This window comes from Bacillus sp. F9_6S_D1_P_5 (assembly GCF_054823925.1).
Genome location: NZ_JBTREW010000016.1, coordinates 36074 through 51255, shown reverse-complemented (window position 1 = coordinate 51255; position 15182 = coordinate 36074). Strand labels below are relative to the sequence as shown.

Below are 15182 nucleotides of genomic sequence, written 5' to 3'. Positions count from 1 at the left end.
AGAGAAGGGAGGCACTTTCATGGATTGTATGAAAGAACTAATGAGGTATAGTTATATGCTTATATATAAGGTTGGGGAGTATACAGGAAAGGTAAGAGATGAAGAATTAAAGGAGCTATTACAGCACCATTTACCATATATGTTGCAAGCATATAATGAACAAGTGAATTTTCAAGAAGGAGAGAATGTACAGCGTATAACTTGTGAACCAATTTCATTTCATTTTCATGAAATGGAAAAGGAAACTGATAGTAAATATACAGGGGATATTTATATTGCAACTTGTTATATTTCGCATTTAAAACGGTTAGCAATAAAGTTTGCTCAAGTGGCAGTTGAAGTTGCAAATCCAGAATTCCGCTCGTTTTTAGAAAATTGCTTCTTAAAAATGAATCGTTATGCCTATAGTGTATGGCAATATGTTGTGAAGAAAGAGTATAAGATTCAACATGTATATGAAAATGAGAAGTTTGCATAAGAAACTAAGGCGGAAAGATGGGCGCCTTAGTTTTTTTACTTTTCATGGAGAAAAAAGAATAGGTGTCTATGTTTATTATCAGAAGATTTACAATTATTTACCATTTATTTACTGTTTTTCAATCTTTCCTTTAAAAATAGAGAGTAATATGGGGATTGTACATATTCTATCTAAAGGAGGAAACGCAAATGAACAAATGGGTTAAATCATTAACTGCTATGGCACTTGCAAGTTCTTTATTAATGGTAGGTTGTAGTAAAGGTGAGGACAAGAAGAACGAAGAAGATACAACAACACAACAAGAGGACAAAAAGGATAAAGAAACGAGTGGAACTGAGAAGTCTACGGATTCTAAAGAAAAGAAATAATGTAATAATAGAGCTTCCTTTGATATATAAGGAAGCTTTTTTGTTGTAAATTGATTGAGATTATTGAAAAATAGAGGAAGAATGAAAGAGGGGGCAAACAAATGAAAGTATGTATATTAGGAGCAACAGGTCGAGTAGGTTCAAACATAATTAAATTAGCATTAAAGGATTCAGCTAAAGTGACTGCATTAGCACGTGATGTAAAGAGAATAGAAATACAACATGAAAGGTTACGAGTGATAGAAGGTAATGTATTAAATAAAAATGATATAAAGAAAGCAATAGAAGGAAGCGATATAGTAATAAGTGCACTTGGGACGGATCAAAATGGAACGTTAGCGAAGAGTATGCCGCACATTATAAAGCAAATGGAAGAAGAAGGGGTTCATAAAATCATTACAATAGGAACAGCCGGTATTTTACAAGCGAGAACAGATCTAAATTTATATCGTTTTCAATCAACGGAATCAAAAAGGAAGACAACAACCGCAGCAGAAGATCATTTAGCCGCATACAAGTTACTGAGTAGTAGTAATTTGTGTTGGACGGTCGTTTGTCCGACGCATTTAATAGACGGTGATGTGACGGGAGTATATCGAACTGAAAAAGATGTATTACCAGAAGGGGGAACGAAAATAACAGTTGGTGATACAGCACAATTTACGTGGAATCTATGTAGTGAAAATGAATATGAGAATAGCCGAGTAGGTATTTCCTATTAAAAAACCATCCCGAAACTGGGATGGTTAAAAGACGATATAACATACAAATATGATAATCATAATGATTTGGAGAATGGCTTTCGCTACTGTACTGCTTAAAAAACCAACTACAGTAGCAACCCCTACTAGAAAGGCGTCTTTTAGCGCTTTTTTATGCATGAGCTCTGTAATAAATACCGATAAGAACGGTATGATAATTAAACCGAATGGTGGGAAGAAGAAAGATCCGACAATGATAGAAATCATACCGACACGTTCTCCCGATTTAGAACTCCCGTATTTCTTTAAGAAATATCCATTTGCAATAAAATCAGCAAGGAAAATGAATAGTGTGAAAATGACTTGAATAATCCAAAAGGAAGTTGTTAGTTCTCCGCCATTTATACCAAAATGGTAAATGAAATATCCAGCCCAAACAGCAAGGATGCCTGGAATGATAGGATAAATAAAGGCGAGAAATGAAACGATAAAACAGGCAATGATACAGATTGTTAATAATACTGTCACTTTATAACTCCTTTTTTGTTTCTAATTTATGTACCGCAATTTTTTTCACTTGATGTCCATCAAGTTCTAGTGCTTTAAATTGAAAACCTGCAAATTCTATGAAATAACCAGCCTCAATATTTAAGTCTACTGCTTGGGAGAGGAGCCAGCCTCCAATTGTATCTAAATCACTATCATCAATATGTAGGCCAAACATATCATTTACTTCAGAAATGAGCACTTTCCCATCTAAAACAGTCAGCTTTGGCGTGCGTTTTTCAATCATAGGTGATTCATCCGCATCAAACTCATCTTGAATTTCTCCAATGATTTCTTCAAGAATATCTTCCATTGTTAAAAGTCCAGCAGTTCCACCATATTCATCCATAACAATTGCCATTTGAACGCGATTCTTTTGTAAATGTACTAACGTTTTGCGAATTGGAACAGTTTCAAATACAGTTAGTACTGGATGTATGTATGATTCAAGTGGCTTATGAATGCCTTTCGTTTGATCGTGAAATACTTCTTTCGTATTGATCATACCAATAATATCATCTTTATCTTTTTCGATGATAGGATAGCGTGTATACTTTTCAGTTGCGACGATATCCATATTTTCTTCTAACGTATTTTCAGTAGATAAGCAAATCATTTCTGTACGAGGAACCATAATTTCTTTTGCAACTCGGTCGTCAAATTCAAAAATATTATTTACATATTTATATTCGGTTTGATTTATTTCGCCACTTTTGAAACTTTCTCCTAAAATGAGTCGTAGTTCCTCTTCAGAATGGGCAAGTTCATTTTCTTTAGTAGGCTCTAAACCGAGTAGTTTTGTGAAAAAGATAGCTGTGCTATTCAGTAGCCAAATGAATGGATACATAATTTTATCAAATAAAATAAGTGGTCGTGCAAACTTAAGTGTGATCGCTTCTGCTTTTTGAATTGCGAAAGACTTCGGAACTAATTCACCTAATACAACATGGAAAAATGTAATAACACTAAAAGCAATAATAAAGGATAAAGTATTCGCCATTGTTCCAGTAATATTAATCTTTTCAAAGAGCGGTCGTAGTAAATGTTCCACAGTTGGTTCACCAAGCCAACCAAGTCCTAAAGAAGTAATTGTAATCCCGAGCTGACAAGCTGATAAATACACATCTAAATTAGATATGACACTTCTTGCAGCTAAAGCTTGTTTGTTTCCTTCATTTGCAAGTTGGTCAATTCGACTTTTTCGTACTTTTACAACAGCGAATTCTGATGCAACGAAAAAGCCGGAAATAAGGATAAGTACAAAGATGAGAAAAATATTTAATATGTCCAAGTGTGTTCTCTATTCCGTATTTGGGAATAAAGATGTCACCTCCTGCGATTATGTTATACTTTTATAATAAATCCAAACGAAAAGAATAGTCAAAGAAAAAGGGTAAATATTGGTATGTTTCTGCAATAGTTTTTGAATGTGCTGTTATTTTGTCCGCTATACAAAAGGAATAACCCCCTACTTTCAGATTATAGAGGGTTATTTCAAATTAAGGTTTTGGAATACTTCTAGTTAAAGCATATGATTGTTGTTTAACGTGGTTTGTCGTCCACAGTGTTTGAAGGAACGAGAGTATGCAATACGGGATATACAAAAGTAATAAGCTAATTGTAACAATAATAGGTGCATTCCCGCCGAATTGAACGATAAATTGCAATAGTCCGCTTGCATGAAAAACGCATTCCATAAAAACGAATGAAAGTATAATGGAACCTAAAATAGATTTATGATTCGAAGTAAGTGCCAAAAACAATGTATCTACAAGGAAAGAAGATTGTTTTATTTCATATTCATTTGTGTTACTTAAGAACGGAATCCATTTTTTAATTGCTTGCATAACGATAATCATGGAAGTACTACAAACGATGATAAAAGATGAGTAGTAAGGAAGTTTTATAAAGTTTGCGATGTATAGGAGTAGTAATAAGACTGAGCATTGTAATAATACAGTACAAAAAGAGTAGGGTATCCATCTTAATAAGAAAGTGAACTTTTTAACCGAATGAGGTGCTTTAAAAAATAAATGACCGATCCCTAAACTGATGAAGAATCCGATCGCAAGAGTAAAGGTGAAACGAACAATCGATAAAAAATATATTTCCCATATGTAAGGGAATAACGGTGTTGAATGATTCGAAGTATGTACTATCTGATTTGCTGAGAAAAAGATAGATTCGTGCATCCAATCAATCTCTGGAACTGTCATAGAAGAAAGTTGTGCGAAGTCATGAAAAATGCTTATAAAGCCAGTTATGTAAGAGTATTTATGTGTAATGAATAATGCCGGAATAGGACTGATGATAAATATAATGAGAACACCAACGATAAATTTACATATATGTGAGCGCAATAAAGACATGTAATCACCTACTCTTAGAATATTCAGAAAATTCTTATTCTTATTTTAGCTTCTTTCGGCGTAAGTTACAATATATTTTTCTTAAAGAAGTTTAGTATTGTACGGGATATAAGTGAATGAAACGTGAATAAATTATGACAAGAAAATGAATAATTTTCAGAAAAGTAAAATAAATTATTTATTTTTTTCTGAAAATATAATATAGTTATGGCACAGAAAGTATTTTAACATAAGGAGGCTGTTTATGAGGATTAAAGGGAATTATGTGCCGAAAAGAGAAGTCTTATTTTGCTCAAGTTCAATTACAATAGGGGAAGCGCTGGAGCATTTAAATAAAACTGGCTATCGTTGTGTACCAGTTTTAGATGAAAAAAAAGAGAAATATTTAGGGAATGTATACAAAGTAGATATTTTAGAATATAAAGGTTCGCTGGAAGAGAGTGTCGTACAATTATTAAACGATAAAGAAGGTTATGTCAGAGAAGATTCTTCGTTCTTTAAAGTATTTTTTACAATAAAAAAATTACCTTATTTATCAGTAGTTGATGAAAAAGGAATCTTTCTTGGAATTTTAACGCATAAAAAAGTTTTCGAGTTATTAGAAGATGCTTGGGGCGTCCATTCTAGTAAATATTCCGTCATGATTGGGACACAGGATTATAACGGAGCCATTCAAAAATTATCGACTGTATTAAAAAAATATACAGGTATCCAAAGTTTAATGACTTTTGATAATGATGCCTTATTAGTTCGAAGAATTATGTTTACATTAGGAGAAGAGTTTAACGACGATGAATTAGAGACGTTATTGAAAGATTTAGAAGATCATGGATTTAGAGTTGTATATGTGGAAGAGATGAAAAATCCACGTGAAGTTGAAACGATAGAGTAACATGCAAAAGCCATCTAATTATGTTGGATGGCTTTTGCATGTTACGCGCATAAAATTATTTAAAAATAATGGTAGGGTAAAAATTGAAATTGTAACAAAACTTGTGTAAAAGAATAAAAAAGTAGATAATTTTGATTTTCAAAAAAATCAATTTGAAAATATGTTTTTATTTTTCAACTAAATATGTTACTATATGTGTGATAAAAACAAAGAGGTCTGACAACTATACTCCACGCAATACCACTCTAATGAGTTAAATATTCAAAAAAATCAAAAATTAATAGTTAGAGTAAGAATAAGGGGAATGGAGAAATTATGGAGAAAGACGCTGCTTTGTAAGGGGCATATTTTATCAGCTTGAGCAGAGAGGAGGATGCATAGCATATTGTGAAAATAAAGATAAACAATGAAAAAGTGCTATGCAAATGAAAAGTATGAAGGGACGTTTAAGGCCAGGTGATACGGTAGCAATTGGTTTAATGTTATTTGCACTATTTTTAGGAGCAGGAAATTTAATTTTCCCACCAGTTTTAGGGCAACAAGCTGGAGAGAATGTTTGGATTGCTACAATTGGATTCCTAGTAACGGGAGTCGGATTACCCCTATTAGCTGTAACAGCTGTCGCGTTTGTAGAGGGGGACTTGAAAGCGCTATCTTCTAGAGTTCACCCTGTATTTGCGTTTATTTTCCCATTGATTAGTTATTTAGCAATTGGACCATTTTTCGCGATTCCGCGTACTGGAGCCGTTTCATTTGAAATGGGTATGAAGCCATTTCTATCAGAGTCATTGGTTTCAGAATGGTACATGCTATTTCTTTTCACTATAATTTTCTTCGGAATAACGTGGTATTTATCATTAAATCCATCTAAATTAGTGGATTGGTTCGGGAAATTTCTTACACCATTGTTAGTATTGATTGTTGCTGTAATTGTCGGAAAGGCAATTATTGATCCAATTGGAGAACCGGCTGCGCCGCTAGCAGCTTACAAAGAAAATGCTTTCTTTGGTGGATTTATTCAAGGATATTTAACGATGGATGCAATTAGTGCACTTGTATTTGGAATTGTCGTTGTACAAGTTATTCGCTCTAAAGGAATAAAAGAAAGTAGTCAAATTGCAAAAATAACAGTAGTATCAGGTATTATTGCAGTACTTGGTTTAACGTTAATCTATTTATCACTTGCTTATCTTGGTTCAACAAGTACATCACTTGGTGTATCAGAGAATGGTGGACTTATTTTAACGAATGTTGTAAATGAGTTATATGGAACAAGTGGTAAAATTTTATTAGGGCTTGTTATTATACTTGCTTGTTTAACAACTTCTGTAGGATTAACATCAGCTTGTGCTGGCTTCTTTACAAACTTATTCCCTAAGATTTCGCATAAAACGATTGTAACAATGGTATGTGTGTTTAGTTTAATCGTATCTAACCTAGGTTTAACACAATTAATCGCAGTTACATTACCAGTGTTAATGATCATTTATCCAGTTGCAATCGTATTAATCGTACTTTCTTACTTCCATAAATGGATTGGAAAGCGTAATACCATTTATATTGGAGCTATTTTAGGTGCATTGTTAATTAGTTTCTTTAACGGTTTAGAAAGTGCGAATATTAAAATTGACGCGATTTCTAACGTACTACAAATGTTACCATTATATAAAGAAGGAATAGGGTGGTTAATCCCATCATGTATTGGCGGGATTCTCGGTTTCTTCTTCTATAAATCAAATGAATCAAGTGAATTGCAAAAGAAAGGTGCTTAGGCGCCTTTCTTTTTTTAAAAGGGAATTTTTTTGTTTTGTCTAAGTAATAATTGGGAGGAATGATAAAATGGCTAATTTTGAAGATTTTTTAAATTTGGATGTAAGAATTGGAACGGTAACACGTGCAGAGGAATTCAAGGAAGCGAGAGTTCCAGCGATTAAACTAGAAATTGATTTTGGAGAGCTTGGAAGTAAGCAGTCAAGTGCTCAAATTACGAAAAGATACAATCCAGAAGATTTAGTTGGACAACAAATTGTTGCGATTGTAAACTTTCCACCGAAGCGCGTGGCTGGATTTAAATCAGAAGTACTTGTGCTTGGCGGAGTACCTGAAGCGGGTGATGTAGTATTACTTCAGCCTAATATGGAATTACCAAATGGAACAAAAATTAGTTAGTGTAAAGGCAGGGGGTAACATGGATATTGGACGAGAATATTTACAATGTGCCATTTCGAATTTTGAAGCAACAAAGAAACAAGGGGAACGGGTGCTGTCACAATTATCATATGAACAGATTGAATGGTCTTCTCATGAAGAAACAAATAGCATAGCAATCATAATTAAGCATCTACACGGTAATATGCGTTCTAGATGGACGGATTTTTTAACATCTGATGGTGAAAAAGTAGATCGTAACCGAGATGCTGAATTTGAAGGTGGTTATTCTTCTAAGGAAGAGGTTCTCATAGCATGGAATGAAGGATGGGAATATGTTTTTAAAACGATAAATATGCTAACGCCGGAACATTTATTACAGACGGTATATATTCGCGGTGAAGCGCAAACTGTCATGCAAGCAATTGAAAGACAAATTTCTCATTATTCTTTGCATATTGGGCAGATTATTTACATTGGGAAAATGTTAAAAGAAAATGAGTGGGAATGTTTAAGCATTCCTAGAAATCAGTCTGCACGTTATGCAGAGAAAAAACGCTCAACATAATAATAGGAAAGAAACCGATATAAAATGGGAAATAAAAAAATAACCCAAATAATAGATGGCTCTGTAATCATAAGAATGCTGCCAAAAATAAGTCCATATATAATTAGAAAGAAATTAAATAGTGTATTCATTGGGATAAATCTTGGCATGAACACATGCTGCCGCTTAAAGCAATCACTGTGAAATAAATATATGCGAAAGTACCGTGCGGCAGTTATAAGATCTTTCTTTCGTACAATTCTTTTTTTGCATATATGACAGATGAACAGTGGTCGCATTTCATTACGCTCCATTTTTCATATTTGTAATCATGCAAGACAAAAGTAAGTATAAAGTGTATATCCCTATATACGCTCCTGCAATTAGAAAAAATGGATTTAGTAAAATGCTATGAATGCTTGTCATGAAAACTAAATCTTGCATTAAAACCTCATATATATGAATAGAAATAATTGTACCGAGTACATAAAGAGATAAGTACGCTGAAATATGTAACGCAATGCGGATTGTAGGATGCTTAGCAAGCCAATAAAAAATAAATGATAGTACAACGGGTAATGTTCCTAGTAGTAGCTTCAATTCATTTCACCTCATTAACAATATAGCCGGAATTTAGACGGTCTATTCTCTAGAGCTTGTACATAACTTGAAATAGAGAGGGTGATAGTATGAATCGAGGCTTTTTTTATGTGAAGTTTACGAGTGTACGAAAGTTAATATTATTTATTATTGCTACAGTACTAGCGACTTTTTTTCTTATTAGTATGATGGTAACTTCTATGAAAGAGACAAAGTCAACGTATTTATATAATTGGTTAAATGAGTTATCGATGAATGGTTATATGTACGTTCTTGGAAAAGAGAATCATTATTTTACACAGGAATATCGGAATTTAAATCAAGATTTTTCCATTTCTTCGTTTCTCTTTTCTATGGCAACGAATATTCGTTTTAACGATGTACGCAGTTTTGTCGGCAAAGAGCTACCTGGTTTTGGTAAGTACGATACAGAAATTGTTATTGCAGGTGAAGGGACAAATTATTCTAACTTACCGATAGAGTCGAGCGTGCCACTTGAAGAAGTAGTAAAAGAACGGACTGGAGAAGGTGGACAGGCTCAAAAGCCGGATACGAACAAAGAGAAAAAGCAACCGGCTCAAACGACAGGGAAACGACAAGTTGCGTTTATTTATCATTCGCATAGCTGGGAATCTTATTTGCCGTTACTGAATTTAGCAAATGATCCAAATCCGAATAAAGCAACAAGTTCTGTCACGAATATTTCAATAGTCGGCGATCGATTTCGTGAACAATTAGCAAGTGAAGGGATTGGAGCTAATAACGACAAGACTGATGTCGGTCAAAAGTTGATTAGTAAAGGGTTAAATAGTAATAGTTCTTACAAAGTGTCACGGGAAATTGTACAAGAAGCAATGACTGGCAATAAAGAACTGCAATACTTCTTTGACTTACACCGTGATAGTGCTCGGAAAAATGTTACGACAAAGGCAATTGGAGATAAATCATATGCAAAGCTTGCTTTCGTAATAGGGAAAGGCAATAAAAACTATGAAAAGAACTTACAGTTAGCAACAGCTCTACATGAGGAAATTAATAAGAAATATCCAGGAGTGAGTCGTGGTGTCATTCAAAAAGGATTCCAAACAGGAAATGGTGTCTATAATCAAGACTTATCTGGGCAAGCGATTTTAATTGAAGTTGGTGGCGTGGATAATACTGAAGAAGAACTAAATCGATCCATTGATGTACTTGCTAAAGCGTTTGGTGAATATTTCTGGCAGGCAGAAAAAGTGAATGGATAAAGTGAAACAGAAATGAATGAGAGAGTCTGAAAAAACGTGAGTGTAATGCTTACGTTTTTTTGTAATTGATGAGACGTCACAGAAAAGACATAATTTGTCGATGTTATAGTAATATCGAAATTTGTCAAATTATACTGGGGGATTTACAAAGGGATTTTCGGGAAAATAGAGAAAATCTTTTTACAAGGAAAACTTTTTATTCTAAAACTGGTAGGGTGATTGAAGTGATTAGGGAGATCAAAATAGAAGATGCGGCACCATTTCTGCAATTAAGTAAGCAACTAGATGAAGAAACGAAATTTATGTTATACGAACCAGGAGAAAGAAAATTTACAGTAAAGCAACAAGAACAAATGATTCATCGCTTTATAGAAAATAAATATGCAACAATATTGGTAGCAGTTGAAGAAGAGAGAATAGTAGGATTTATTTTATTGAATGGAAATCATATTCAAAGAAAGCGACATGTAGCAAGTATTGTAATTGGTATTTTGCAAGAGTATAGTGGTCGAGGTATTGGGACGAGATTGTTTAAAGAGGCTGAGAAGTGGGCAAGATTACATGATGTATGGCGTTTAGAATTAACGGTAATGGCCCACAATACAAGAGCTCAGGCACTATATAAAAAAGTTGGATTTGAGAAAGAAGGTGTCAAAAGAGCTGCTCTTATTATCGATGGAGAGAACATCGATGAGTATGAAATGGCCAAATTATTAAAATAAGAGGTCGTTATATGAAAAAAAGATGGACACTACTTGGTATCGTAGCGATGGTACTTATTGTTGGAATAGCAGGAGTCAATTATAAAATGTATAAGGATAAGCAGGCGCGCGAGGTAAATGTAAATAACATATTTCCGAAAGCGAAAGAAACGATTGCGAATATGGATGGTGATATTGCGGTCATTAGTAATCCGAATTCGATGCTTGTGCTTGTAAATAAAAGTAGGCGCTTGCCAGATGGGTATAGACCGCCAGATTTAGTTATTCCGAAAGTGCGCTACTCAAGTGAAGGTGATCAAGAAAAGAAAAAAATGAGGAAAGAAGCAGCAGGGGCGCTTGAGGAAATGTTTCAGCAAGCGGATAAGGAGCATATCTTCTTATTTGCAGTCTCTGGATTTAGATCTTTTGATCGACAAAAAGCATTAAATACGATGTATAAAAAACAAGATGGAGAAGCAAAAACAGCGATGTCTAGCGCGGTTCCTGGAACGAGTGAACATCAAACAGGGCTTGCAATGGATATTACATCTCAATCTGCCAAGTTTCAGTTAGAGACAGTTTTTGGTGAAACGAAAGAAGGGCAATGGCTTTCTGAAAATGCCCATAAATTTGGTTTTGTCATTCGATATACAAAAGAGAAAGAATCGCTTACGGGTTATCGATTTGAACCATGGCATGTGAGGTATGTGGGAAATCCACAAGCTACATATTTATATGAAAATCAACTGACACTTGAAGAAGTAACGCAGTGAACAATTGAGGGGGAGAAGGATTATGACGGTGTTATATAAGAAAAAAGTACATGCATATGTGACAAGAGAAAAAGAAGGAGTTATGCAACTGCTTGTTTTTAAACATCGTGATATACCTGAAGCTGGTATGCAAGTACCAGGAGGAACAGTTGACGAAGGAGAAACGTTAGAAGCAGCACTTTTACGTGAAGTACAAGAAGAATCTGGATTACGTCATTTATGCATAGAAAGATTCCTAGCTGATTACATCATACTTGTAAAAGACAAAAAGGAATATCAAAAACGCCATTTCTTCCACATAACGTTACTAACAGATGTAAAAGATGATTGGGAACATATTGTAAGTGCCGGTGAGGAAGATGAAGGTTTAGTATTTTGCTACGAATGGATTGATATTTCAAAATGCCCTGAATTAGCCGGGAAACAAGGTGAGTTTTTATATTTGTTAGATGAGGTATATGTAAAGTAATAAAAGAGTCTGAAGCGGAAGTTTATTCGTTTCAGACTTTTTTTATTTTTCAGGAAATAAAAGGGTTTAATATTTGTAAGTTGAATTCTTTTAAAGGGCTTGTAGTTGTATATGCGAGGAGCGGAGAAAATGAAAAACGAATAGTACATGTAATTAATAAAAGGCTTTATCCCACTTTAATGGGCAGTAAGACCTCCACCTCAAAATTCAGCGAAAGCAAAGAAGTTAGGTGGGGGATCAACTGCCCATAAAAGTCCGATTGGTTCAACTAATAATCAGTGGGGGATGAAGAAAACCCCCACTGATTAAAGTTTCACTTTATAGAAGGAGAATGACAATGGAGATTCAGTTCAATACACTATTACAAAAAGAGTTAACAATTCATGATATACAAACAGCAATGGAAGCTGGGCAATTAACTTCAAAAGAATTAGTCATGTATTACCTCCATAGAATCGCAAAATATGATCAAGATGGCCCAAAAATTAATTCTATTTTAGAAATCAATCCAGATGCTGTCTTTATTGCAGAAGCGTTAGATTATGAAAGAAAGATAAAAGGTATAAGAGGTCCATTACATGGTATACCTGTGTTACTTAAGGACAATATTGAAACGAATGATTCCATGCATACAAGTGCAGGCACGATTGCTCTAGAACAAAATATTAGTAGTGAGGATGCATTTCTCGTTACGAAACTGCGAGAAGCGGGAGCAGTCATAATCGGAAAAACAAATATGACAGAATTAGCAAATGCAATGTCTTTTGACATGTGGGCTGGATATAGTGCAAGAGGTGGGCAAACAATCAATCCATATGGAACGGGCGAGGATGATATGTTTGTTGGTGGCTCAAGTACAGGATCTGCGATAGCAGTTGCCGCTAACTTTACAGTAGTATCTGTTGGAACGGAAACAGATGCTTCTATATTAAGTCCAGCAGTTCAAAACTCTGTAGTCGGTATTAAACCGACTGTTGGTCTAATTAGTCGTAGAGGCATTATTCCGTTTACATATTCGCAAGATACAGCGGGGCCATTTGCGAGAACAGTAACAGATGCAGCTATTTTGCTAGGGAGTTTAACTGGAATAGATGAGAAAGATGTAGCTACTCATAAAAGTGAAGGGATAGCAGAACATGATTATACAAAATATCTTGATGTTAACGGTTTAAATGGAGCAAAGATTGGTGTATATAGCAATGCGCCAAAAGATTATTATGAAACTGGAGAGTATGATGAAAAATTGTTTAAGGAAACGATTGAAGTATTGCGTAGTGAGGGAGCAACAGTAGTAGAAAATATTGATATTCCGTCTTTTCATAGAGAATGGAGCTGGGGAGTATCGCTTTATGAACTAAAGCATAGTTTAGATAACTATCTTTCTAAATTACCTTCTACTATGCCAGTACATTCTATTTCAGAGTTAATGGTGTTTAATGAAAATATAGCAGAAAGAGCTTTAAAATATGGACAAACTAAGTTAGGAAGAAGAAAGGCTTTTCCTAATACGTTAAGAAATCCAGAATATTTAAATGCAAGATTAGAAGATATATATTTTTCACAAGAACAAGGTATTGATTTTGCATTGGAAAAATATAATCTTGATGCAATTCTGTTCCCTTCTTATATAGGCTCCACTATATGTGCGAAAGCAGGTTATCCGTCTATAGCAATACCTGCGGGATATATGGATAACGGGAGACCTTTTGGAATTACTTTTGCAAGTACAGCTTTTAGTGAAGGAATATTAATTAAGCTAGCATATGCTTTTGAACGAGCGACAAAACATAGAAAAATTCCGGGTTTGTCATAAATAGAATATACAAAAAGGACAGGCATGCCTGTCCTTTTTGCTTTATTGATTACATTGAAATATCTTTTTGATCTGTCTTATGATATTTTAATAGGCTAAAAGATAAACAAGCAGAACATAAAATAAGAAAAGCAGCAATGATATAAATTGTACGAACACCGAATATATCAGTGATAATGCCAACACTAAGCATAGAAAGACCAGAAGCAGTCGAGAGAAGTGCACCATGAGCTGTATACATTTTGGATAATAAAGAAGGAGGGACACTTGTTTGTAAAACGGTCGTTTGGGAAATGTCTCTAATTTGATAACATGGCCCCATTAGAACGCACAGAAAAAGCGCAATAAAACCGCTGCTCGTCATACCATATAAAAATGTAAGAATACTAAATAGAAGAGAGCCTATCGCCATGGAGCGTATTAAATTATTTTGAATGTATGTACTCATTTTCCACGCTAATATCCCGCCAATTAATGTCCCAACGTAATAACTTGTATTAATATATCCCCACCATTCTTCTCCTTTATGAAGGACAGTCGTTACATAAGCCATCGTAATAGCACCAATCCAAATCGTCCCTGCAAAAGTTTCCATTAAGTCCATACATGTGACGGTACGGAGAGATGGATTTTGAAATAAGAGTTTCCAACCTTCTAATAAAGCAGCGCCTTTTGAAGAAGAAGGCTCTATTACCCGTTCAGTATGTATGGAACGCAATGAAACGTGTAGTGCAACACATCCAAAAATCATCAAAATGTTATTCATCATGAGTGTAGAGGTGGCGCCTATAAGAAGAACAATAACACTTGTAAATGAATAAGCAGCGGCTTGCGCAATTTGTGTGGAAAAGGAAAAAATACTATTTACTTTTACTAATTGTTCTTTTCGTGTAAGGCGAGGAAGGATACCGTATAATAATGGCGCGCTCCAGCCGCTACATAATGAAATGAAAAAAATGAAAATGAATAGTGCTACAATGTTTGTGGACAGGGCTGGGAATAATATCATTAATAAAAATAAGAGAGCAGTTTTTGTCCATTGTAGTGTAAAAAGTAAGGAATAAGATGAAAAACGATTCATGATATGTGGTGCAGATGTATTTGCTATAAGAGTAGTTATGACTTGGAGTAATGGAAACAGGGCAGTTAATGTAGCTGATTTAGTTGTCATATACATATGGGTTGTAATAATCATGATGTATACGATGTCAGCGAGAGTAATACATATTTTCGATCCTAAATAGTAAGTTAATGAACGATTTTGCAATAAGCACACCGCCTTCCTAAAAATAATATTTCAGTATTTAAGATAATTATAATTTGAAAATTAAATTTTCGGAAGAATTTCATTTTTTGTCACTTTTTGAAAGGGATTTTCATGTATAATGAAGAATATATTAATATAGTATTTTAATAATACTCATTATAACAGTGAATATGTACAATAGCTTGTAGTAAGCGCCCACGTATAAGAAAGGGCGGATAAACCATTCTTTTCTTCATATACATATAGAAAATGAGAAAGAAAGTGAG

18 protein-coding genes are annotated in these 15182 nt (G+C 34.3%); 12 read left to right on the top strand and 6 right to left on the bottom strand.

Features of this window, described 5'->3' with window-relative positions; genetic code table 11:
* Positions 1 to 19 precede the first annotated feature (19 nt).
* The 3 genes from ACUXEY_RS19335 (at position 20) to ACUXEY_RS19325 (ending at position 1568) form a co-directional block, all read left to right on the top strand.
* Positions 20 to 478: a spore coat protein gene (locus ACUXEY_RS19335; protein ID WP_166704505.1), complete on the top strand. Its 459-nt coding sequence runs from the start codon at positions 20 to 22 to the stop codon at positions 476 to 478.
* A gap of 188 nt (positions 479 to 666) precedes the next feature.
* Complete coding sequence (locus tag ACUXEY_RS19330; protein ID WP_098095972.1) at positions 667 to 846, top strand: hypothetical protein; 180 nt, start codon at positions 667 to 669, stop codon at positions 844 to 846.
* Positions 847 to 947: 101 nt separating this feature from the next.
* Complete coding sequence (locus ACUXEY_RS19325) at positions 948 to 1568, top strand: NAD(P)-dependent oxidoreductase (RefSeq protein ID WP_461301360.1); 621 nt, start codon at positions 948 to 950, stop codon at positions 1566 to 1568.
* A 24-nt stretch (positions 1569 to 1592) separates the two neighbouring features.
* On the opposite strand, the gene ACUXEY_RS19320 is transcribed toward ACUXEY_RS19325, so the two are convergent.
* The 3 genes from ACUXEY_RS19320 to ACUXEY_RS19310 all read right to left on the bottom strand — a co-directional run bounded on the left by ACUXEY_RS19320 (position 1593) and on the right by ACUXEY_RS19310 (position 4462).
* Positions 1593 to 2075, bottom strand: coding sequence for a DUF456 domain-containing protein (locus tag ACUXEY_RS19320; protein WP_461301359.1), 483 nt, complete (start codon positions 2073 to 2075; stop codon positions 1593 to 1595).
* Between the two features lies 1 nt (position 2076).
* Positions 2077 to 3384, bottom strand: a complete 1308-nt coding sequence (locus ACUXEY_RS19315; protein ID WP_166704502.1) for a hemolysin family protein — start codon at positions 3382 to 3384, stop codon at positions 2077 to 2079.
* Positions 3385 to 3592: 208 nt separating this feature from the next.
* Positions 3593 to 4462: a hypothetical protein gene (locus tag ACUXEY_RS19310; protein ID WP_461301358.1), complete on the bottom strand. Its 870-nt coding sequence runs from the start codon at positions 4460 to 4462 to the stop codon at positions 3593 to 3595.
* A gap of 244 nt (positions 4463 to 4706) precedes the next feature.
* On the opposite strand from ACUXEY_RS19310, the gene cbpA reads away from it, so the two are divergent.
* From cbpA to ACUXEY_RS19290, 4 genes are all read left to right on the top strand, one after another.
* The gene (gene cbpA, locus ACUXEY_RS19305; protein ID WP_087959607.1) at positions 4707 to 5354 is read left to right on the top strand and encodes a cyclic di-AMP binding protein CbpA; all 648 of its coding nucleotides are present in this window, start codon (positions 4707 to 4709) and stop codon (positions 5352 to 5354) included.
* A gap of 434 nt (positions 5355 to 5788) precedes the next feature.
* Positions 5789 to 7126, top strand: coding sequence for a branched-chain amino acid transport system II carrier protein BrnQ4 (gene brnQ4 / locus ACUXEY_RS19300; protein ID WP_432207168.1), 1338 nt, complete (start codon positions 5789 to 5791; stop codon positions 7124 to 7126).
* A gap of 67 nt (positions 7127 to 7193) precedes the next feature.
* A complete protein-coding gene (csaA, locus tag ACUXEY_RS19295) occupies positions 7194 to 7523 on the top strand; it encodes a chaperone CsaA (RefSeq protein ID WP_048527442.1) in 330 nt (109 codons plus the stop codon).
* 19 nt (positions 7524 to 7542) lie between these two features.
* Positions 7543 to 8070 (top strand): DUF1572 domain-containing protein, encoded by a 528-nt coding sequence (locus ACUXEY_RS19290; RefSeq protein WP_461301357.1) that lies wholly within the window; start codon positions 7543 to 7545, stop codon positions 8068 to 8070.
* Here the strand turns inward: ACUXEY_RS19290 and ACUXEY_RS19285 are convergent.
* Both ACUXEY_RS19285 and ACUXEY_RS19280 read right to left on the bottom strand, forming a co-directional pair.
* A complete protein-coding gene (locus ACUXEY_RS19285) occupies positions 8043 to 8348 on the bottom strand; it encodes a permease (protein WP_429601577.1) in 306 nt (101 codons plus the stop codon). The genes ACUXEY_RS19290 and ACUXEY_RS19285 overlap by 28 nt on opposite strands.
* A gap of 4 nt (positions 8349 to 8352) precedes the next feature.
* Positions 8353 to 8649 (bottom strand): hypothetical protein, encoded by a 297-nt coding sequence (locus tag ACUXEY_RS19280; RefSeq protein WP_166704498.1) that lies wholly within the window; start codon positions 8647 to 8649, stop codon positions 8353 to 8355.
* Positions 8650 to 8738: 89 nt separating this feature from the next.
* On the opposite strand from ACUXEY_RS19280, the gene spoIIP reads away from it, so the two are divergent.
* The 5 genes from spoIIP to ACUXEY_RS19255 all read left to right on the top strand — a co-directional run bounded on the left by spoIIP (position 8739) and on the right by ACUXEY_RS19255 (position 13649).
* Positions 8739 to 9893 (top strand): stage II sporulation protein SpoIIP, encoded by a 1155-nt coding sequence (gene spoIIP / locus ACUXEY_RS19275; protein ID WP_166704497.1) that lies wholly within the window; start codon positions 8739 to 8741, stop codon positions 9891 to 9893.
* Between the two features lie 224 nt (positions 9894 to 10117).
* Positions 10118 to 10615, top strand: coding sequence for a GNAT family N-acetyltransferase (locus ACUXEY_RS19270; RefSeq protein ID WP_166704496.1), 498 nt, complete (start codon positions 10118 to 10120; stop codon positions 10613 to 10615).
* An 11-nt stretch (positions 10616 to 10626) separates the two neighbouring features.
* The gene (locus ACUXEY_RS19265; RefSeq protein ID WP_166704495.1) at positions 10627 to 11367 is read left to right on the top strand and encodes a M15 family metallopeptidase; all 741 of its coding nucleotides are present in this window, start codon (positions 10627 to 10629) and stop codon (positions 11365 to 11367) included.
* Positions 11368 to 11389: 22 nt separating this feature from the next.
* Positions 11390 to 11836 carry an NUDIX hydrolase gene (locus ACUXEY_RS19260; protein ID WP_429601575.1) on the top strand — a complete coding sequence of 149 codons (447 nt, stop codon included), beginning with the start codon at positions 11390 to 11392 and terminating at the stop codon, positions 11834 to 11836.
* A 337-nt stretch (positions 11837 to 12173) separates the two neighbouring features.
* Positions 12174 to 13649: an amidase family protein gene (locus tag ACUXEY_RS19255; RefSeq protein ID WP_461301356.1), complete on the top strand. Its 1476-nt coding sequence runs from the start codon at positions 12174 to 12176 to the stop codon at positions 13647 to 13649.
* Positions 13650 to 13698: 49 nt separating this feature from the next.
* Here ACUXEY_RS19255 and ACUXEY_RS19250 read toward each other — a convergent pair whose 3' ends face one another.
* A complete protein-coding gene (locus ACUXEY_RS19250; RefSeq protein WP_461301355.1) occupies positions 13699 to 14916 on the bottom strand; it encodes an MFS transporter in 1218 nt (405 codons plus the stop codon).
* Positions 14917 to 15182: the final 266 nt, after the last annotated feature.